The sequence below is a fragment of the Streptomyces sp. NPDC057654 genome, from assembly GCF_042800135.1.
GTDB lineage: Bacteria > Actinomycetota > Actinomycetes > Streptomycetales > Streptomycetaceae > Streptomyces.
The window spans coordinates 1-20127 of record NZ_JBHVHQ010000053.1; the positions used below are offsets into that span (position 1 = coordinate 1).

A 20127-nucleotide genomic window follows, 5' to 3' on the forward strand; every position below is an offset into this window, starting at 1 on the left:
GCCCACGGGCGTACGGAGCGGGGGCGGGCTACCGCTCACGGCCCCCCTCCCCGGCTACCGCGACGCGGTTCGCGGTTCGCGGTTCGCGGTTCGCGGTTCGCGGTTCGCGGTTCGCGGTTCGCGGTTCGCGTCGAGGGTCGATCTACCGCATCTCAAGCTCGTGTCGCAACCTTCCGGAGGGGGCGATGGACAGGTGGGGATACACGGTACCCGCGGGGTGTTCTCGGCCCGCCCGGAGGTCCACCGCCGGACCCCTGTCCCCACGAGCACCCCGGTAGGAATCCGTCTGGTTTATGACGGACCGTCAAGGCCACCCGGGCGGGAGACAGACGGGGCGAAAGGTGGTGGTTGATCTCTCAAGTGCCTTACGGGATACGTACGTTAGAGGAATCCGCGTTCGATGCACGCTGCATATATATGTAGTGTGGCGAAAACCGAAACCGATGGCTCCGGTAGACCGATGCCGGTGCCTTGGAAGGAGCCGGATCATGCGCCGCATGACGACCGCCGCAACCGCTGCCGCCGCCGCGGCCCTGCTCGCCGGGGGCATAGCGGCGGGCACGGCCAACGCCGCCACGCCCACCGCGGCGGCCACCCCGACCTGCGCCGTCTCGGGTCTGCGGATCACGCTCGACGACAACGGCGAGGCGGGTTCGCAGCACGGCATGAACCACGAGGGCACGTACCTCCGGTTCAAGAACACCACCGGCACCACCTGTGCGCTGCGCGGCTACCCGGGCCTCGGCCTGGAGAAGGCCGGGCATGCCAAGGCCGCCACCGACGTGAAATGGGGCTCGACCTATTTCGCCCAGGACCCGGGCAAGAAGACGGTCTACCTCAAGAGCGGCGCCTCCGCCTGGGCCGACCTGGTCTGGACGCACACCGGCGCCGACGCGGCGCACGCCAAGTACCTGGAGGTCACGCCGCCCGCCGCCACGACGCACCAGACGCTCGCCTTCGACAAGATCGTCGACAATGGCACGCTGAATGTGACGAGCCTGTCCGCGACCCCGCCGAGCGCCGGCTGACGCGTGTAGCAGGACCAAGCAGCAGGACCAAGGGGTGCGGAACCTGCCACCTCATCATCGGGTGGCATGTTCCGCGCCCCTGCTGCCCTCCGTGTCCCGGATCAGATCCGCTTCGCGATCCGCCGCGCCACCCGCACGATGTCCCCCTTCGGCTTCGCCGAGTACGGCGGGTGGTTGCGGGTCCAGCCGTCCTCCAGGGCGAACCAGTCGATCGGCTGCGGCGAGCGGTGGCCCTCCATGGCCGCCGCCAGCTCCGTGAAGTACGTCTTCCAGCGCAGCGTGTAGAGGCCGCCGACCAGCCCCGACCACTCGCGATTGGCGTAGTCGTGCAGCTTGCCCTCGTCGGCGCCGGAGCGGTTGCCCCATACGGTCAGGAGCGAGACGGCGTCGAATTCGAGCCGGTCGCGCTCGGCCGCCGAGGACCCCCAGGCGCGGGCGTCGGCGATCCAGCGGCCCAGCAGATGGCGCTCGTCGGTGGCGACGGCCTCCTCCAGCAGCGCCATCCACGCGAACCACTCGCCGGTCAGCGCCGCGAACCGGGACCGGTCCCCGGCCTCGTACGCGCTCTTGATCTGCGGCAGGAGCAGCCGGCTGCGGTTGGAGACGGTCTGCCGGGCGACGTCGAGGAGGTCGTAGCGGTACGCGCTGCTGTCGCGCAGCGCCGGGGCGACGGCCAGCAGCTCGGGCAGCGCCTTGTCGAACTCGGCCGCGTCGTAGCGGAGCTTCGGCGGCGACCAGGAGGCGGCGCGGGTGACGGCCAGATCGGGGCGGGCGCCGAAGAGCCCGTCGGCGGCCTCGCTCCACCCGTCGGCGCGGCTGGTGCCGTAGGCGGTGCGGCGCAGCACGTCCCAGGCCCGTACGGCATGCGTGTCGGCGGCCCCGTACCGGTGTACGGGCCACTGGGCGAACCAGTCGGCGAGGTGCGTCGGCCCGTCCGTCCACGGCAGGTCGCTGAAGAGGGCGAGGGCGGCCGGGTTGTTGTCGGCGGCCTCGGGCATGAGGGCGATGCCGCTGAGCGCGCTGCCGTGCTTGGTGCGCCACTGGTCGTAGAGGGTGGCCCAGTCGGGGGTGTTGGCGCCCATCGCGGTGTGGCCGCCGAAGTTCCAGATGGAGCCGAAGGCGTACGGCGTGGAGGCCCAGTCCTGCTCGCGGTCGACGACCTCGGGGTAGTGGTCGGAGATGCCGTCGACGATCAGCATCCGGGACTTGTCGACGGCGTCGATGATGTCGCGGCGCGGGTTGGTCTGCCAGCCGAGGATGGCCCAGGTGGCGCCGGGGTGGGCGGTGCGCAGCGCCTTCTCCACGGCGCGCGCGGCGTCCGGCACCGGCACGTCGCCGGGGCTGCCGCCCTCGTGCAGCAGGTCCATCTTGTAGATGGAGGTGGCCCCGTACAGCTCGTCCTGTACCCGGTAGAAGGTCCGGGCGACGCGGGCGAAGTGCTCGTCGCGCGGGTCGAGCCAGTCGGGGCGCGGGAAGCCGCCCCACTCGCCCTGCGGGACGGTGTGCGCGCCGGGGTTGCGCTGGGCGAAGTCGGGCGGGACGGTGCCGAAGTAGCCGGGGAACACGGGTGTCATGCCGAGCTCGCGCAGTCGGCCGACGATCTTTCGGGCGAGTTCCGCGCGGCTCTCCAGCAGGTCGAGGGAGACGGGGCCGCCGAAGCCGGACATGTTCTGGAGCAGCCACCACGGCTGGTGGGCGGGGCCGGGAACCCACTGGCGCAGCTCCGCGTCCGTATAACCGTGCTTCTGGAAGACGCGGTGGTAGACGGCGTCCGCGCCCGCGTAGACGAGGACCTCGTTGTAGCCGTGGAGCGCGAGGATGTCGAGCTCGCGCTCCCAGTAGTCCCAGTCGTAGTACGGGCCGGTGTAGCCGTCGTTGGTGTCGTTGAAGACGAAGCGGTGCGCGACGTTCGCGGCCTTGGAGAGGGGGGCGCCGACGCCGGGGAGGCGGCGGGGGAGGTCGGCCTGCGCGCCGTTCCACGAGAAGTGGGCGTGCGCGACGTGGCGCAGGTACCAGTGGAAGCCGGCGAGCTGCACGGCCGGGGTGGTGCCTTCGACGACGATGTGTCCGGCGGTGCCGGAGACCCGGTAGAAGTCCTGGCCGGGGCGGGTGCGCGGGGTGCGGAAGGCGACCTGCCGGTGGTGGTGGGGCAGCAGGCGTCTGAGGGCTCTCGCCGCCGCGCCGCCGCCTGTGTTCGCGGCTGGAGTGGTGTCCGTGCCGGTGTCCGGCGGGTTCGGGGCGGCTGCGGCCGGGTGCGTGGCGGCGACTCCGAGGGCGGCGGACCCGGCGAGTGCGCCGAGCAGCGTACGTCGGGCGATGTGCATGAGTGACCTCCACCATGGCGCTGCGGCTACTGGGCTGGACCACTTGAGCGCGGTGATCCTATGAGCAGTCGACAGGAACAGGTCAAGGGCACAGGCGGCAATCCGGCCGCGCCGGTTACATTTGGCACGAATGGCCCCACCCGTTCCGACCAGCACCTGGACCTCTGTGCGACGACCCGGCACGATCGTCGGGCGCAGCGGCCCGCAGCCCGTCAGCCGTGGAGGAGCCTGAGCCATGGGACTGCGTACGAAGACCGGCGTGGCGATCACCGCCACCGCGGCACTGGTCGCCGTCATCATGGGCCTCGTCGTGCACCACCGCACCGCCGCGAACGCGCTGGACACCGCCCGCGACACGATCCGCTCCCGGCTCTCCATCGCCGTCGACGACCACGCCGCCGGGGTCGACCGGCACCGGGTCCTGATCAACCCCACCGTCCTGCCCTTGCCGGTGCGCGCGGCCGTCGCGCGCGGTGAGACCGGCGTCTACCTGGACCGCAGCGGCCCGGAGCCGGAGCTGTGGGCCGCCCGGCGCAGCGGAAAGGACGTCATCGCGCTCCGCCACTCCTATCTGCGCCAGGACCGCAAGCTCGAAGCCCTCGACCGCGACCTGCTGCTCGCGGGCTCGATCGGCACGGCGCTCGCCTGTGTGATCGGCGTGGCCTTCGCCACGGTGCTCGGCCGCCGGCTCGACGCGTCCGCCCGTACGGCCGAGCGGATCGCGGAGGGCGACCTCAGCGCCCGGATCACGCCGCGCGGCAACGACGAGATCGCCCGGCTGACCACCGCCCTGAACACCATGGCCGACGCGCTGGCCGCCCGCCTCCAGGCCGAGCGCGACGTCACCTCCGACATCGCGCACGAGCTGCGCACTCCGGTCGCCGGGCTGGTGGCCGCCGCCGGGCTGCTGCCGCCGGGGCGGCCGGCCGAGATGGTGCGGGAGCGGGCGCGGCGGGTGAGCGCTCTGGTGGAGGACGTCCTGGAGGTGGCGCGCCTGGACGGGTCCACCGAGCGGGCCGAGACGGAGGTGCGGCCGCTGGACGAACTGGTGCGGCGCGCGGTCCGCTCCGTCACCACGCCGGGGCAGGCGGGGCTGGAGGTGCGGGTGATACGGGCCGGGCTGGTCGAGACCGACGCCAGGCGCGTGGAACGCATTCTCGCCAACCTGGTCAGCAACGCCTTCCGGCACGGTGCGGCGCCGGTGCGGGTCGAGGTCGACGGCGCGGTCGTACGGGTCTACGACCAGGGTCCGGGCTTCCCGCCGGAGCTCCTCGCCCGTGGCCCCGTCCGCTTCCGTACCGGCGCGGGCCAGGGCGCCGACGGTTCGGGCCGGGGGCAGGGGCTCGGCCTCGGCCTGACGATCGCGGCCGGTCAGGCGCGGGTCCTGGGGGCGCGGCTGCGGTTCGCGAACCCGGCGGGCGGGGGCGCGGAGGCGGTCCTGGACCTGCGGGCTTCGGTGCCGGCGGAGGGGGCGTCGGGGGAGGAGACGGCGGAGGAGGTGGTGGGGGACGGGAGGGGGTGAGGGGGCGTATGGGGGGTGGGCTTGGGACGCGTACGGGCATGTCTGAGGTGCGTACGGGGCGGGCAGCCGCAACAGTGGAAGCGAGGGTTCCCCATCTCACCCCTGGAGCGGCGGCGATGACCGAGAACGTCCTGTTCATGGACCTCGACCGGCCCGAAACGGGCCGCCTGGCACTGGACGCGCTGCGGCAGGCGCACACCGAGGGCGGCATCAAGCTGCGCGAGGCGACCGTGATCACGCGGGACGCGGAGGGCGCGCTGGACTTCCCCGACAGCGTCGACAACAGCAGCGACGCCAAGGGCTTCGCCGTGGGCGGCCTGATCGGCGGGCTCGTCGGCATCCTGGGCGGCCCGCTCGGCATCATGATCGGCTTCGGCGCGGGCGGCCTGCTCGGCGGCGCCCACGACGCACGCCAGGCCAGCGCCTCCAGCGCCGCCCTCGAAATGCTCGCCGCCGAGGTGCCGCCCGGCTCGACCGTACTGATCGCCGAGGTCGCCGAGGACTTCCCGGAAGTCGCCGACGAGGCACTCGCCCCCTTCGGCCCGGCCGCCGTCCGCTACCCGGCGGAGGAGGTCCGCAAGGGGGTGGAGGAGGCGATCGCGGAGGGGCGCTGACGGGCGGCTCCGTCATCGGTCAGTCCCCGCCCCCGGTCGCGGGCCGTCCGCATAGGCCCTGCGCCCGCCCGGCGCGCGGCCGGCCTGTATGTCGGCACAAGCCTCAGCGCAGCGCCCTGGCGTAGCAGCGGCTCTCCTCGTGGAAGCGGTACAGGCCGACCTTCGGGGCGGGTGTGTAGCCGCAGGAGGTGTAGAGCGCTATGGCCTCGGGCTGCTTGATGCCCGTTTCCAGGACCATGCGCGTACGCCCCGCGTCGCGCGCGCTGTCCTCCAGGGCCGCGAGTATCGCCCGTGCCAGCCCGCGTCCGCGTGCGCCCGGTATGACGTACATGCGCTTCAGCTCGGCGTCGCCGTCCTCGTACGCTTCGTCGTTGGCGTCCTGGACGCGCCAGCCGCCGGTGGCGACGGGCGCGCCGTCGTCGTCATAGGCGATGAGGTACAGGCCGCGGGGCGGGTCGAACTGCGCCGGGTCCAGCGGCGTCAGGTCCTCCTCGCCGTAGCGTTCCGCGTATTCCAGTTGCACCTGGTCGTTGAGTTTGACGGCGTCGGGATGGTCGTACGCCGAGGGCACGATCTGCATCGGGACATCGTACGGTCGAATGGGTGTACGAGGCCACGGTGGCCTGAGCGCCCTGTGGGGCGGCAGCGCGCCGGGATGCTCACCGGTGCGGGGCGTCCCGGATCCCGTCGGCGTGCTGGTGCTCCGCGGGCGCGGGCCGGGCGGCTCGGGCGGGCAGGAACCAGGCGAGGGCGGCGGCGGTCACGCAGAAGGCGGCGGCGATCCACAGCACCAGGGTGTAGCCGCCCTCCGTCGGCCCGCCGCTGTCGCCGCCGTCGCCGCTGACGTGAGCGGCCAGGACGGTGGCGGCGAGCGCGCTGCCCAGGGAGAAACCGGTGAAGCGGACCACCTGGTAGAAGCCCATGGCGCTGCCCGTCTCCCGGGCGGGGATCGCCTGCACGATCAGACCGGGAATCGCGGCGAAGGTGGTGCCCAGCCCCACTCCCAGGACGCCCGACATGACGAAGGCCTCCCACAGGGCGCCATGGAAGACGGCGAAGAACCCGCAGCCCAGCGCGGCTACGAGGCAGCCCAGCGTCAGCACCGCCCGGATTCCCGCGCGCGCTACCAGGGCCGGCAGGGCGCGGGAGCTGATCAGCATGAAGAAGGACAGGGGGATGAGGACGAGCCCGGCCACGACGGCCGACGCGCCGAACCCGAACCCGCCCGAGCGCGGGGACTGCACGAACTCCGTCGCGCCCGAAAGCACCATGTACATCGCGATGCCGAGCACCAAGGCGCAGGCGTCGGCGGAGAGCACGGACGGGTGGCGGAGCAGGCGCAGTTGGACCAGCGGGTTCCGGGTACGCAGCTGCTGTACGGCCCATATCGCGAAGAGCGCTGCCCCGGCGGCCAGCAGGCCGATGATCGCCGGGGAACCCCAGCCCCACCGCGTTCCCTCCGCCACTGCCACCAGTGCGGCGACCAGCGCCAGTGCGAGCAGTACGGCGCCGGTGCGGTCGAGCCGGTCGGGGGTGCCGCGCCCCGCGCTCGACGGTATGACCGCGGCGACGCAGAGCAGCGCGAGGCCGGAGACGACCGCGCCGAACCCGTACGCGCCCGCCAGCCCCCACGCGTCGGCGAGCAGCCCGCTGATCGGGTAACCGGCGCCGAGGCCGGCCCCCGCCGACACCGACAGCAGCGCGATCATCGGGGCGACCTTGGCCTGGGGCAGTTCGTCCCGGGCGGTGGCCATCGCCAGCGGCACCAGCCCGAGCCCGACGCCTTGCAGTCCGCGGCCGACGAGCAGCATCCACATGCCGCTCGCCGACGCGGCCACGACGCCGCCCGCCGTGACCACGGCCAGGCCGCCGAGCAGCGTCGCCCGCCGTCGCGGGCCGTCGCCGAGCCGGCCCAGGACCGGGGAGCTCGCCGCACCGGCCAGCAGCGCCACGGTCAGCGACCACTGCGCCGTGCTCAATGACACATGAAAGTCGCGGGCGACCGTGGGGATCAGCGGGGCGCCGAACGAGCTGATGATGCTGGAGACCAGCGTGGCCAGCACCAGCACGGGCCCGATCAGCGCGCCGCGACGCCTTGCGGCTGTCGCCGTGCCCCCTCGTTCCGCCGTGTGCCCGCGCCTTCGGTGACCTGTGACCATGAGCCCCCCTGAGAAATTGCGTGCGACTCGCACGCAGTAACCCTACGCTCATTCCGTGTGTTTCGCACGTATCATGGTCGGGTGGCGAATACGGATCTGGCACGGGACCTTGAGCAAGCGCTGGGGCAGCTGCTGCTGCGACGCAACCGGAGCGCGCTCTACAACGCGGCCCTCGAATCGGCGCCGCCGGGCGTCGACCGCCAGACCTATCCGATGCTCAGCGGGCTGGACCGGCTCGGACCGCAGTCGGCGGCGCGGCTGGCCGACGAGGTCGGGATCGACCGGTCCGGGGCGAGCCGCTACGCCGACCGGCTCGAAGCCGCGGGCCTGCTCGAACGCAGCCCCGACCCCCGCGACCGCCGGGCCACCCTGCTCGCCTTGACGCCCGAAGGCCGGGCCGCGGTCGCCGGCCTCCGCGACGGGCTGGCCCGGCACCTCGCGGGCCGGATCGCGGACTGGCCCGACGGGCAGGCGCAGGCGCTGATCGACGGCCTCCGCCTGCTCGCCGACACGCCCCCGGAATGACTCCCCGGGATGCCCCCGGGATGCCCCGGAGTGCCCCGGAGTGCCCCCGGAATGATGAGACCGCCTCGGCGAACGAACTCGCCGAGGCGGTGAAGAACATGTCTGCGCGGCGGCCCGCTACCGACTCGCGCGGGCCTTCTCGTCGGCCTCGCCGCCCGCGCCCAGGAGGCTGCCGGTGAAGCCTTCGAGGCGAGGCCCGAAGCGCCGCATCTCGCGTTGGCCGACGACGCCGATGAGGGTGGGCAGGTAGCCGCGTACGGACTGCATGCCGCGCAGCCACCACTGGGCGTAGACGTGGGCGGAGCGGCGTTCGATGCCCGCGACCAGGCGGTCGACGGCGGGGCCGAGGGGGTAGGTGCGGTTGGTGGGCCAGGGGAGGCGGCTGCGGAGTTCGCGCATGAGGTCGTCCTGGTCCGCGCCGCGCACCATGTCGGTGTCGGTCCAGCTCAGATAGCCGACCCCGACCTTCACGCCCCGGTAGCCGACCTCGGCGCGCAGGCTGTGCGCGTACGCCTCGACGCCCGACTTGGACGCGCAGTAGGCCGTCATCATCGGCGCCGGGGTGACGGCGGCGAGCGAGGCGATCTGGAGGAGGTAGCCGCGGCTCTCCATCAGTACGGGCAGGAAGGCGCGGCCGGTGACGGCGCCGCCGATGAGGTTGACCTCGATGACGCGCCGCCACGCGTCGGGGTCGGAGTCGACGAACGGGCCGCCCGTCGCGACGCCCGCGTTGGCCACGACGATGTCCACCTTGCCGAACCGCGCCTTGACCTCCCGCGCCACCTGCCCCATCGCCTCGTGGTCGGTGACGTCCGCGTGCCAGTGCGCGGCCTCGCCGTGCAGTGACTCGGCGACCCGCCGCAGCTCCTCCGGCTCCAGCCCGACCAGCGCGACCTTCGCGCCGCGCGCCGACAGTTTGCGGGCGAGCAGTTCGCCGACGCCGCGGGCCGCGCCGGTGACCACCGCGACCTGCCCCTCCAGGCTTCTGCGCTGACTCATACGGACTGCTCCTTGTCCTTGGCTGTGTCGGCTGTGTTGTGGGGGTTATGAGCGGCGACCAGTTCCCGTACGGCGGCGGCGACCGCCTCCGGGTCCTCGACCGGCGTCATATGGCCGAGTCCGGGCAGTTCGGTCAGGCCCGCGCAGTCGGGCAGCCGCGCCGCGAGCCCGCGGGCGTGCACGGCCGGGGTCAGCCGGTCCTCGGTGCCCACGATGACGGCGGTGGGCGCGGTCAACTCCCGGATGTTCACGTCGAGATCGAGCTCGGCGAGCACCGCGCCCCACGCGGCCCGGACCCTGCGGTCGCAGGCGTGCACGATGCGGGCGCACGCGTCCACGGCGGCGGGCGGCGCGTCCGGGCCCAGCGTCGCGTACTTGAGCACCCGCTTGCCGAGCGGCGTGACGGGGCCGAGCGGCGCGCTCGTACCGAGGACGGAGCGCGTCAGCCGGCTGCGGACCCGGCCGGCGGCCAGCGGCAGCACCAGCGCCTCCGCGAGCAGCCGTGAGACGCCGGTGCTGCACAGCAGCGCGGCTGCTGTGCGCTCCCGCACCGCCGGGCGGCCGGCGGCGGCCACCACGGTCATGCCGCCCATGGAGTGCCCGGCCAGGACGGCCCGTTCGCCGTCGGCCAGCGTCGCGTCCAGCACCGCCGCGAGGTCGTCGGCGAGGGCGCGCGTGCTGTACCCGCCGGGGCCGGGGGCCGGGCTGCGGCCGTGTCCGCGCAGGTCGTACGCGATGACCCGGCAGCCGTCGGCCGTCCCGCCGCCCCCGCCGGGTCCGCCTGTCAGAGACCGTACGACCGGGGCCCAGAAGGCCGTCGAGCAGGTCCAGCCGTGCACGAGGACGACGGCGGGTGCGCCGTCCGGCCCGTACGTCTCGACGTGCAGGGCGGTGCCGTCGGCGGAGGTCGCGGTGAGGGTGCGGCGCGGGGCGGGCGGCGCGTACGCCTCCTGAGAGAGCGGGCGCGTGGGGCTCACGAGCGCGCCCCGGCAGGCTCGGCGGCCTCCTCCGTACGGGCGGCGGGGGCCCGCAGCACCTCGTACTCGCAGAGGTTCACGCGCCGCGTGGCCTTGCGGAACTCGGAGGTCGTGCCGGGCCACACCGTCGTATTGCGCCCGTTGGCGTCCAGATACCAGCTGTCGCACCCGCCGCTGTTCCACACCGTGCGCTCCATGCGCGCCTGCACCTTGTGGTTCCAGCCGGCGACGGCCGTGGGCCTGGCGTCGAGGGCGGCCTTGCCGCCGAGGGTGGTCAACTGGCGCATGAAGTCGGCCAGATAGTTCAGCTGGGACTCGATCATCAGGATCATCGAGCTGTTGCCGAGCCCGGTGTTGGGCCCGATGATCGTCATGAAGTTGGGGAACCCGGCCGCGCTGGCGCCGCGCAGCGCCGCCATCCCGTCCTTCCACTCCTCCGCGAGCGTCGTGCCGTCGGCGCCCGTGACGCGCTGCGCTATCGGCATGTCGGTGACGTGGAAGCCCGTACCGAAGATGACCGCGTCGACCTCGGTCTCGGTGCCGTCGGCGGCGACGAGCGTGGAGCCGCGCACCTCCTTGAGCCCGGAGGCGACGACGTCGACGTTGGGCGCGGCGAGCGCCGGATAGTAGGTGTTGGAGAGCAGTATCCGCTTGCAGCCGATGCGGTAGTCCGGCGTCAGCTTGGCGCGTGTGGCCGGGTCCTTGATGGACCGGGCCATGTTGCGCTTGGCGAGGGACTCGATCAGGCTGAGTTCGTTGGGGCGCTTGGTGAACGCGCTGACCTGCAACTCCCGTATGCCCCAGAGGATTCCGCGGCGCGCGGTGCCGGTCGCGGGGAACGTGGTGTGCAGCCAGCGCTCGACGCCCGTGATGGCGCGATCGGTGCGCGGCATGACCCAGGGCGGGGTCCGCTGGAACAGGGTGAGGCCGCGGACCTCGGGCTGGATGGCGGGCACGATCTGGATGGCGGAGGCGCCGGTCCCGATCATCGCGACGCGCTTGCCGCGCAGGTCGTAGCCGTGGTCCCAGCGGGCCGAGTGGAAGACCTTGCCGGGGAAGCCGGCGAGGCCGGGGATGTCGGGGATCTTCGGGTCGGAGAGCGGGCCGGTCGCCGAGACGACGACGTCGGCGGTGAGGTCGCCGCGCGCGGTGCTGATCTCCCAGTGCAGCGCGTCGGCGTTCCAGCGCATGGAGCGCACCTCGTGGTCGAGCCTGATGTGCGGCCGCAGCCCGAAGGTGTCGGCGACGCTCTCCAGATAGGCGCGGATGTGCCGCTGGCCGGAGAAGGTGCGCGGCCACTCGGGGTTGGGGGCGAAGGAGAAGGAGTACAGGTGGGAGGGGACGTCGCAGGCGCAGCCCGGATAGCTGTTGTCCCGCCAGGTGCCGCCGACGGAGTCGGCCCGTTCCAGGACGACGAAGTCGGTGATGCCCTCGCGGCGCAGCCGGACCGCCGCGCCCAGGCCGCCGAACCCCGATCCGATCACTGCCACCCGTACGTGCTCGTGCTGGCGCTCACGCTTGCGCTCGGCCATGCCGCCGCCTCCCGAGATCGTCTGTCCCGTAGCTCGTCTGTCCTGTACGTAACCGTGCCAGCAATCACTGGCGCAATTGGAGGGTAGGGCAGCTCGCTACTGAGCGGTAGGGGGCGCGGGCAGGGAAGTTACCGGCGGTCGCACCTGTCGGGCCGCGCCGACCGCCGACATAGGCTGCTGGTGTGGTGAAGAAAGTGGCTGAGAACGCGGCCGAGAACGTGACCGGGAAGACGGCAGGGAAACCGGCCGGGAAGACGGCAGAGGTCGGCGCCGGGGGAACGGCGGAGAAGGACGACGCGGCAGGGCGCGAGTACCGGATGGCGGAGCTGGCCGAGGCGGCCGGGATCACCGTCCGTACGCTGCGCTTCTACCGCGAGCGCAAACTCATCCCGCCGCCCCGCCGCGAGGGCCGCATCGCCTGGTACGACGAGCACCACCTCGCCCGGCTCCGTACGATCGCGGCCCTGCTGGAGCGCGGCCACACCCTCGGCGGCATCGCCGAACTGCTCACCGCCTTCGAGCACGGCCGCGGCGTCGGCGAACTCCTCGGCCTGCGCGGAGCCATCGCCGCCCCCTGGTCCGAGGAGACCCCGGTCCGGCTGAGCCCCGAGAAGCTCGCCGACCACTTCGCGGGCGAGGTCACCCCGGAGAACCTCGCGGGCGCCCTGGACATCGGCTATCTCGCGGTCGACGGCGACGAGATCGTGCACGTCAGCCGCCGCCTGCTGGACGCCTCCAGCGCCCTGGTCGACAAGGGCGTGCCCCTGGCCGCCGTCCTCGCCGCGGGCCGCGACGTCCGCGCCCACGCCGAGGCCCTGGCGGCGACCTTCACCACGCTGATCTGCGATCACGTCCTGAGCGGCCTACTGGACCGCACGCCCGACGGCGCCCCCCTGCCGCCCGACGAGATCACCCGCGTCACCCAGACCCTCGCCACCCTCCGCCCGATCGCCAAGGACGTCATCGACGCGGAACTCTCCATGGCCATGGACCGCCGCATACGGGCGGAACTGGACGCGCGGCTGCCGGGGGAGGGCAGGCCGGAGTAGGGGCCGCCCCTGATATCCCTACGCCTCGAACGACACCGTCACCGGCGCGTGGTCGCTCCACCGCAGGTCGTAGCTGGCGGCCCGTTCCACCTCCGCCTTCACCGCGCGCCCGGCGAGGCCGGGCGTCGCGACGGCGTAGTCGATGCGCCAGCCCGCGTCGTTGTCGAAGGCCTTGCCGCGGTAGGACCACCAGGAGTACGGGCCCTCGACGCCGGGGTGCAGGGCGCGGACCACGTCCACGTACGCCGCCTCGTCGAAGACGCGGGTGAGCCAGGCGCGCTCCTCCGGGAGGAAGCCCGCCTTCTTCTTGTTGGCCTTCCAGTTCTTGAGGTCGGCCTCCTGGTGGGCGATGTTCCAGTCGCCGCAGACCAGGACCTCGCGGCCGTCGGCGGCGGCGCGCTCGCGCAGTTCGCCCAGGTAGGGCAGGAACTCGGCCATGAAGCGTTCCTTCTCGTCCTGGCGCTCCGTGCCGACCTCGCCGGAGGGCAGGTAGAGGCTGGCGACGGTGAGGCCCGGCAGGTCGATCTCCGCGTAGCGGCCGGACGCGTCGAACTCCGACGAGCCGAAGCCGATCCGTGCCGCCTCCGGCTCGCGCCGCGAGTAGAGGGAGACGCCGGCGCGGCCCTTGGCCGCCGCCGGGGCGTGCACGGTGTGCCAGCCCTCCGGGTCGCGCACCTCCTCGGGAAGCTGCTCGGGCTCGGCCCGTACTTCCTGGAGGCAGATGACGTCGGCCCCGGTCCCGGCGAGCCAGGGCACGAAGCCCTTCTTGGCGGCGGCGCGCAGGCCGTTCACATTGACGGTGGTCACGGTGTACAAGGCTTGCTCCCGGGTTGCTCCAGACAGGAAGCGAGCCTACGTGACGTCGGCTGACCCGAGGTCGGCCCCGGAGCCCGCGGTCCGCTCACGCCCGCGGCGGCAGCTTCGGCCTCCGCAGGTCCGGAACATCCGAATAGTCCGGCGGCGTGGCCGCGCCATGGCGTTCCAGGAGGTCCAGCGCCAGGCGCACCGCGTCGTCCAGCTGTTTGTGGCGGCCCTCGGCCCAGTCGAGAGGGGTGCGGTCGACCTCGATGTCGGGGTCCACGCCGTGGTTCTCCACGCCCCAGCCGTACGCGTCGAACCAGGCGGCGTTCATCGGGACCGTGATCGCGGTGCCGTCGCCGAGACGGTGGCGGCCGGTCATGCCGACGACGCCGCCCCAGGTGCGGAGGCCGACGACGGGGCCGATGCCCTGGAGCTTGAAGGCGGCGGTGATCATGTCGCCGTCGGAGGAGGTCATCTCGTCGGCGACGGCGACGACCGGGCCGCGCGGCGCGTTGCTGGCGTAGGAGACGGGCTGGGCGCCGCGGGTCAGGTCCCAGCCGACGATGGTGCGGGTGAGCTTCTCCACGACCAGCTCGCTGATGTTGCCGCCCGCGTTGCCGCGTACGTCCACGATCAGCGCGGAGCGGGACATCTCCATCCGCAGGTCGCGGTTGAACTGGGCCCAGCCGGAGCCGCCCATGTCGGGGATGTGCAGATAGCCGCACTTGCCGCCGCTCAGCTCCCGGACGACGGCGCGGCGCTTGGCGACCCAGTCCTGGTAGCGCAGCGGGCGCTCGTCGACGAGGGGGACGACGGCGACGCGGCGGCTGGGGCCCTCGCCGTCCGCGGAGCGGAACGTCAGCTCGACGGTGGTGCCGCCCGCCGCCGACAGCAGCGGGTACGGGCCGGCCACCGGATCCACCGGGCGGCCGTCGACATGGGTGAGCGCCGCGCCCTCCCGGATGCCCGAACCCGCCAGCGGGGAGCGGGCCTTGGAGTCGGAGGAGTCGCCGGGCAGGATGCGCTGCACCGTCCACGCGCCGTCCTTCGTGCGGGCCAGGTTGGCGCCGAGCAGGCCGATGGCGCGCTGGTAGTGCGGCGGGCCCTCGTTGCGGCGGGCCCCGGACACGTACGCGTGGGAGGTGCCCAGCTCGCCCAGCACCTCGCGGAGCAGGTCCGCGAAGTCGTCGGGGGAGGCGATCCGTTCGACCAGCGGCCGGTACTCGGCGAGCACCCCGTCCCAGTCGACGGAGCACATCCCCGGCTCCCAGAAGTACGCGCGGATGATGCGGCCCGCCTCGTCGTACGCCTGCCGCCACTCGGCCGCCGGGTCCACGTCGTGCAGGATGCGGCGCATGTCGATGTAGACGGTGGAGTCGTTGTCGGCGATCTCGTTGGCGGGTACGGCCCGCAGCTCGCCCTCGTCGTGGATGACCATGCGGGTGCCGTCGCCGCTGGGCGCGAACCAGTCGAGCCCGCTGGTGAGTTCGGTGCGCTTCGCCTTGGCCAGGTCGAAGTGTTCGAGGGTGGGGCGGCCGGACGTGTCGGCCGGGTTGGCGAACGTCTCGCCGAGCGCTCCCGAGATCGGCCAGCGCAGCCACACCAGCCCGCCGCCGCTGACGGGGCACAGCTCGGAGTACTTGGACGCGGCCACCGGGAACGGCGTCACCCGGCTCGCCAGCCCCTCCGCCTCCACCAGCACCGCCCCGTCGGCCGGCGGCCCGTCGTCCGCCGGGTCCAGGCCGCCCGCCGCCGGGCGGCCCTCCGCCGACAGCGCGAAGGGCGAGGGCGTCGCCGAGGACAGCGGCACCAGATACGGGCGGCAGCCCAGCGGGAAGGACAGGTCGCCGGTGTGCACGTCGTAGACCGGGTCGAAGCCGCGCCAGGACAGGAACGCGAGATAGCGGCCGTCGCGGGTGAAGACCGGCTGCTCGTCCTCGAACCGGCCGTTGGTGACGTCCACGATCGTCCGGTCCGCCAGCCTGGCGATCTTGATCTGCCGCAGCGAGCGGCCGATGCCGGGGTGCGACCAGGTCAGCCACGCCGAGTCGGGGGAGAACGCCAGATCGCGCACCGGGCCGTTGGCGGACGCGATCAACTCGCCGACCTCGCCGTCCCCTTCGGGCGCCGCGTCCACCAGCAGCAGCCGCCCGTCGTGCGAGGCGACGGCGAGTCGCTCCCCGTCCGGCGCGGCGATCAGCTCGTGCACCCGCCCGAGCCGCCCCGCGGCCAGCCGCCGCGGCTCGCCCACCCCGCTCGCCCGCGGCAGCTGCGCGATCTCGATCGCGTCCTCGCCCTCGGCGTCCGTGACGTACGCGACCTCGCCGGTCGACCCCAGGATCTCGGGCAGCCGGACCCGTACGCCCGGCGTGTCGGCGATCGTACGGGCGGGGCCGTCGCGGTGCGTCAGCCAGTACAGGCTGCCGCGCACGGACACCGCGCTCGCCCGGCCCGTGGTGTCCACCGACACCGAGCTGACGTGCGAGGCGGCCGGGATCTGGTACGAGCGGCGGCCCGCGCGCGGCCCGCCGAGCCGTACGTCGAGCCGGCGGGGCACACCCGTCGGGGACAGGTCGTCGACCAGCCACAGCTCGCCCGCGCACTGGTAGACGACGCGGGAGCCGTCCGTCGCGGCGTGCCGGGCGTAGAAGTCGGCGTGGTCGGTGTGGCGGCGCAGGTCGGAGCTGTCGGGCAGGCAGGAGTAGAGGTTGCCGACGCCCTCGTGGTCGGAGAGGAACGCGATCCGGCCGTCCACGAACATCACCGAGTCCAGATGCCCGTACACCTCGGGGACCAGCCGCGTGCCGTGCAGCCACATGCGCCCCATCGCGCCGCCGCGGTAGCGCTTCCAGGCGGCCGGTTCGTGCGGCGGCTTCCCGGCGAGCAGCAGCGTCTGCCGCTCGCCGTCCGTGTCGGCGACCGCGATGTCGGCGACCGGGCCCCACGGCAGCCTGCCCCCGGGGCTGCCGTCGGTGGGCAGGCTGTAGGCCCACGAGAAGTACGAGAACGGCTGCCCGTGCGAGGAGACGGCGAGGACGTCCCCGTCCGGCGACCAGCCGCAGACGCGGGTGTCCGTGGAGCCCCAGTAGGTCAGCCGGCGGGCGGGGCCGCCGCCGACCGGGGCGAGCATGATCTCCGGATCGAGGCTGCGCCACGTGGTGTAGGCGATCTGCCGCCCGTCGGGGGAGAAGCGGGGGTGGCCGATCCGGGTGCGGTCGACGGTCAGCCGCCAGGCCCGCTCGGCGCGCTCGCCCGCCGCCACCAGGGGGGCCACCCACAGATCGTCCTCGGCGGCGAAACAGAGGAGGTCGCTGCTCAGGTGCGGATAGCGGAGGTAGCCGCCGTCCGTTCCGAGCAGGGGTGTCGTCTGGTGGTCCGGCCGGCCGGCCTCGCGTCCGTCGCTCACCTCTTCATGCTTTCCGCGCGCAGGGCCCGCGGCAACTTGAATGGCCGGACTTTCTCGCGTTTATGCGATCGGGGTATGCCGGGCCGCGGATGCCATGCGGGATGCCCTGAGGGATGCCATGGCTGACGCCGTGACGCAGAACACCGTCGAAACGGAGCCGTTTCGATCAACCTGCGTCTACGCTGATGGTGTACGAAACCGTTTCGTTCAGTTGGCCGACGGATGGCGAGGTGTCCCATGGGGCGCAGCAGACTGACCCCCGAGCGCGAGAGCGAGCTGTACCAGGCCGTGCTCGACCTGCTCGGCGAGGTCGGCTACGACGCCCTGACGATGGACGCCGTCGCCGCCCGTACCCGCTCCAGCAAGGCCACCCTCTACCGCCAGTGGAAGGGCAAGCCGGAGATGGTCGTCCGGGCGCTGCGCCATGTGAAACCGCACTCGGCGGTGTGGGTCGACACCGGTTCGCTCCGCGGCGACCTGCACGCCATCGTGGCCAGCACCGACGACATCGAGAAGGAGAAGAGCGCCGACCTCATCGGCGGTCTCGTCCACGCGGTCCGTGACGACCCCGACCTGCACGAGGCGCTGCGCGAGCTGATGATCGGGCCGGGCATCGAGGAGCTCAACGTGGTGCTCCGGCGCGCCGTCGACCGAGGGGAACTGCCGGCGGACTCACCCGCCCTGGAGTTCCTGCCGCACATGCTCGTCGGCGGATACGTCACGCGCCCGCTGGTCGAGGCGCGGTGCGTGACGACCGAATACCTCAGACGCTATCTCGACGCCGTGGTCCTCCCCGCCCTCGGCCAGTAAGCGCCTTTCCTCCCTACATATCCCCGCGCATACCACCACATACCCCCACAGACCCCACCTGACGCGCCGCTCTCGTCGTCGGGGTGGTTCCCCACGCCCTGTTTCGCTCATCCCACCGACGGGAGCACACCTTCTCGTGGCCACCTTCCTCTACAGACTGGGACGCACCGCCTTCCGGCGGCGCAAGCTCGTCGCCCTGATATGGGTGGCGCTGCTCGCCGTCGTCGGCATCGGCGCCGCCACCGCGCCCGCCGCCTCCAACGACAACTTCTCCATACCGGGCACCGAGGCGCAGCGCGCCTTCGACCTGCTGGAGCAGCGCTATCCGGGCGCGAGCGCCGACGGCGCCACCGCGCGCCTCGTCTTCAAGGCGCCGGACGGCCAGAAGATCACCGACCCGGCGAACCAGCAGGCCGTCCGCAAGGTCGTCGGCGAACTGGCCGGCCCGCAGACGGCATCGGCCGCCGACCCGTTCGCGGCGAAGACCGTGAGCGCGTCCGGCACCACCGCGTACACCCAGGTCACGTACAAGGTGAAGGCCACCGAGCTGACCGACGCCACGCGCGACGCCCTCAAGGACGCGGCCAAGGACGGGCGCGCCGCGGGGCTGGCCGTGGAGACCGGCGGCGACGCCCTGCGGGCCGAGGTCGAGACCGGGTCCACCGAGATCATCGGCATCGCCATCTCCGCCGTCGTGCTCGTCATCACCTTCGGCTCGCTGATCGCCGCCGGGCTGCCGCTGCTGACCGCGCTCATCGGCGTCGGCATCGGCGTCTCCGCCATCGCGGCGCTCGCCTCGGTCCTCGACCTGTCGGGCACCACGTCCATCCTCGCCATGATGATCGGCCTCGCGGTCGGCATCGACTACGCGCTGTTCATCGTCTCCCGCTACCGCGCCGAACTGGCCGAGGGCCGCGAACGCGAGGAAGCCGCCGGACGCGCCGCCGGAACGGCGGGCTCCGCCGTCGTCTTCGCCGGCCTCACCGTCGTCATCGCCCTCGTCGGCCTCGCCGTCGTCAACATCCCGATCCTCACCAAGATGGGCCTGGCCGCGGCCGGCACCGTCGTCGTCGCCGTGCTCGTCGCGCTCACGCTCGTACCGGCGCTGCTCGGCTTCGCGGGCCGCCGCATCCAGTCCCGCAAGCAGCGCGAGGCGAGCCGGAGCGGCCCGGAGAAGGCCAACGGCGGCACCCGCTGGGCGCGGTTCGTGCTGCGCCGCCCGGTCGCCGTGCTGCTGACGGGCGTGGTCGGGCTCGGCCTGATCGCCCTGCCCGCGTCCTCGCTGGAACTGGGCCTGCCCGACGACGGCTCGCAGCCGACGAGCACCACCCAGCGCAAGGCGTACGACCTGCTCTCCGACGGCTTCGGCCCCGGCTTCAACGGCCCGCTGATGGTCGTCGTCGACGCCGCGAAGTCCGCCGACCCGAAGACCGCGACGCACCGCGTCGAGCAGCGCGTCAAGGGCCTCGGCAACGTCGCCGCCGTCACCCCCGCCGCCTTCAACAAGCAGGGCGACACCGCGCAGCTCACCGTCGTGCCGAAGTCGAAGCCGAGCAGCACCGACACCGAGGACCTGGTGCACGCCATCCGCGGCGAGTCGGCTGACCTCAAGTCCGACACCGGCGCGAAGATCCTGGTCACCGGCGCCACCGCGATGAACATCGACGTGTCGCAGAAGCTCAACGACGCGCTGCTGCCCTACCTCGCGCTCGTCGTCGGCCTCGCCTTCCTGCTGCTGATGGTCGTCTTCCGCTCGATCCTCGTGCCGCTCAAGGCGGCCCTCGGCTTCCTGCTGTCCGTCGTCGCCGCCCTCGGCGCGGTCGTCGCGGTCTTCCAGTGGGGCTGGCTGTCGGGGCTCTTCGGCGTCGAGGAGACCGGCCCGGTCATGAGCATGATGCCGATCTTCATGGTGGGCGTCGTCTTCGGCCTCGCCATGGACTACGAGGTCTTCCTCGTCACACGGATGCGCGAGGCGTACGTGCACGGGGAGCGGCCTGCGGACGCCGTGGTGACCGGCTTCCGGCACGGGGCGCGGGTCGTCACGGCCGCCGCCGTCATCATGATCAGCGTCTTCGCCGGGTTCATCAGCTCCACCGAAGCCATGATCAAGATGATCGGCTTCGGGCTGGCCATCGCCGTCTTCTTCGACGCGTTCGTGGTGCGCATGGCCATCGTCCCGGCCGTCCTCGCGCTGCTCGGCAAGGCCGCGTGGTGGCTGCCGCAGTGGCTCCAGCGGGTGCTGCCCAACGTCGACGTCGAGGGCGAGCAGCTCAAGAAGGAACTGGCGGCGGAGGACGGTACGGGCACGGGCTCCGGTCCGTGCCCCGACGCCGACCCCGATTCCGACGCGCGGCGGCAGCCCAGCCGCGTCTGATACGTCC

15 protein-coding genes are annotated in these 20127 nt (G+C 72.8%); 7 read left to right on the forward strand and 8 right to left on the reverse strand.

Translation table 11 applies throughout. From position 1 onward, the window contains the following. The first annotated feature begins 497 nt into the window (after window positions 1-497). Window positions 498-1028: a DUF4232 domain-containing protein gene (locus tag ACFU99_RS07200; RefSeq protein ID WP_384387052.1), complete on the forward strand. Its 531-nt coding sequence runs from the start codon at window positions 498-500 to the stop codon at window positions 1026-1028. Between the two features lie 101 nt (window positions 1029-1129). Here the strand turns inward: ACFU99_RS07200 and ACFU99_RS07205 are convergent, their stop codons facing one another. Further along, window positions 1130-3352: an alpha-N-acetylglucosaminidase gene (locus tag ACFU99_RS07205; RefSeq protein WP_384387055.1), complete on the reverse strand. Its 2223-nt coding sequence runs from the start codon at window positions 3350-3352 to the stop codon at window positions 1130-1132. 235 nt (window positions 3353-3587) lie between these two features. Here ACFU99_RS07205 and ACFU99_RS07210 point away from each other — a divergent pair, with 235 nt between their 5' ends. Together ACFU99_RS07210 and ACFU99_RS07215 are read left to right on the forward strand one after the other, a co-directional pair. Further along, complete coding sequence (locus ACFU99_RS07210; protein ID WP_384387058.1) at window positions 3588-4874, forward strand: ATP-binding protein; 1287 nt, start codon at window positions 3588-3590, stop codon at window positions 4872-4874. A 116-nt stretch (window positions 4875-4990) separates the two neighbouring features. Continuing rightward, on the forward strand, window positions 4991-5488 hold the full coding sequence (locus ACFU99_RS07215; RefSeq protein ID WP_384387061.1) for a DUF1269 domain-containing protein: 498 nt from the start codon (window positions 4991-4993) through the stop codon (window positions 5486-5488). Between the two features lie 103 nt (window positions 5489-5591). Here ACFU99_RS07215 and ACFU99_RS07220 read toward each other — a convergent pair whose 3' ends face one another. Beyond that, window positions 5592-6068: a GNAT family N-acetyltransferase gene (locus tag ACFU99_RS07220; protein ID WP_384387063.1), complete on the reverse strand. Its 477-nt coding sequence runs from the start codon at window positions 6066-6068 to the stop codon at window positions 5592-5594. Between the two features lie 79 nt (window positions 6069-6147). Further along, window positions 6148-7557 carry an MFS transporter gene (locus ACFU99_RS07225; RefSeq protein ID WP_384387065.1) on the reverse strand — a complete coding sequence of 470 codons (1410 nt, stop codon included), beginning with the start codon at window positions 7555-7557 and terminating at the stop codon, window positions 6148-6150. A 171-nt stretch (window positions 7558-7728) separates the two neighbouring features. Between ACFU99_RS07225 and ACFU99_RS07230 the strand changes: the two genes are divergently transcribed. After that, the gene (locus tag ACFU99_RS07230) at window positions 7729-8172 is read left to right on the forward strand and encodes a MarR family winged helix-turn-helix transcriptional regulator (protein ID WP_384387067.1); all 444 of its coding nucleotides are present in this window, start codon (window positions 7729-7731) and stop codon (window positions 8170-8172) included. Between the two features lie 117 nt (window positions 8173-8289). On the opposite strand, the gene ACFU99_RS07235 is transcribed toward ACFU99_RS07230, so the two are convergent. Genes ACFU99_RS07235 through ACFU99_RS07245 form a run of 3 tightly spaced genes read right to left on the reverse strand, consistent with a single transcriptional unit; the run spans window position 8290 to window position 11680 of the window. Then, window positions 8290-9171, reverse strand: a complete 882-nt coding sequence (locus ACFU99_RS07235; RefSeq protein WP_384387069.1) for an SDR family oxidoreductase — start codon at window positions 9169-9171, stop codon at window positions 8290-8292. After that, window positions 9168-10148 carry an alpha/beta fold hydrolase gene (locus ACFU99_RS07240; protein ID WP_384387072.1) on the reverse strand — a complete coding sequence of 327 codons (981 nt, stop codon included), beginning with the start codon at window positions 10146-10148 and terminating at the stop codon, window positions 9168-9170. The genes ACFU99_RS07235 and ACFU99_RS07240 overlap by 4 nt, the downstream gene beginning before the upstream one ends. Beyond that, window positions 10145-11680 carry a flavin-containing monooxygenase gene (locus ACFU99_RS07245; RefSeq protein WP_384387074.1) on the reverse strand — a complete coding sequence of 512 codons (1536 nt, stop codon included), beginning with the start codon at window positions 11678-11680 and terminating at the stop codon, window positions 10145-10147. Before ACFU99_RS07245 ends, ACFU99_RS07240 begins: the two co-directional genes overlap by 4 nt. 317 nt (window positions 11681-11997) lie before the next feature. Here ACFU99_RS07245 and ACFU99_RS07250 point away from each other — a divergent pair, with 317 nt between their 5' ends. Further along, on the forward strand, window positions 11998-12729 hold the full coding sequence (locus ACFU99_RS07250) for a MerR family transcriptional regulator (RefSeq protein WP_384387085.1): 732 nt from the start codon (window positions 11998-12000) through the stop codon (window positions 12727-12729). 18 nt (window positions 12730-12747) lie between these two features. On the opposite strand, the gene ACFU99_RS07255 is transcribed toward ACFU99_RS07250, so the two are convergent. Together ACFU99_RS07255 and ACFU99_RS07260 are read right to left on the reverse strand one after the other, a co-directional pair. Then, window positions 12748-13545, reverse strand: a complete 798-nt coding sequence (locus tag ACFU99_RS07255) for an exodeoxyribonuclease III (protein ID WP_384387077.1) — start codon at window positions 13543-13545, stop codon at window positions 12748-12750. 85 nt (window positions 13546-13630) lie between these two features. After that, a complete protein-coding gene (locus tag ACFU99_RS07260) occupies window positions 13631-16888 on the reverse strand; it encodes a S41 family peptidase (RefSeq protein WP_384387088.1) in 3258 nt (1085 codons plus the stop codon). A 285-nt stretch (window positions 16889-17173) separates the two neighbouring features. Here ACFU99_RS07260 and ACFU99_RS07265 point away from each other — a divergent pair, with 285 nt between their 5' ends. Together ACFU99_RS07265 and ACFU99_RS07270 are read left to right on the forward strand one after the other, a co-directional pair. Continuing rightward, window positions 17174-17746, forward strand: coding sequence for a TetR/AcrR family transcriptional regulator (locus tag ACFU99_RS07265; protein ID WP_384387080.1), 573 nt, complete (start codon window positions 17174-17176; stop codon window positions 17744-17746). A 136-nt stretch (window positions 17747-17882) separates the two neighbouring features. Then, on the forward strand, window positions 17883-20120 hold the full coding sequence (locus tag ACFU99_RS07270) for an MMPL family transporter (protein WP_384387082.1): 2238 nt from the start codon (window positions 17883-17885) through the stop codon (window positions 20118-20120). Window positions 20121-20127: the final 7 nt, after the last annotated feature.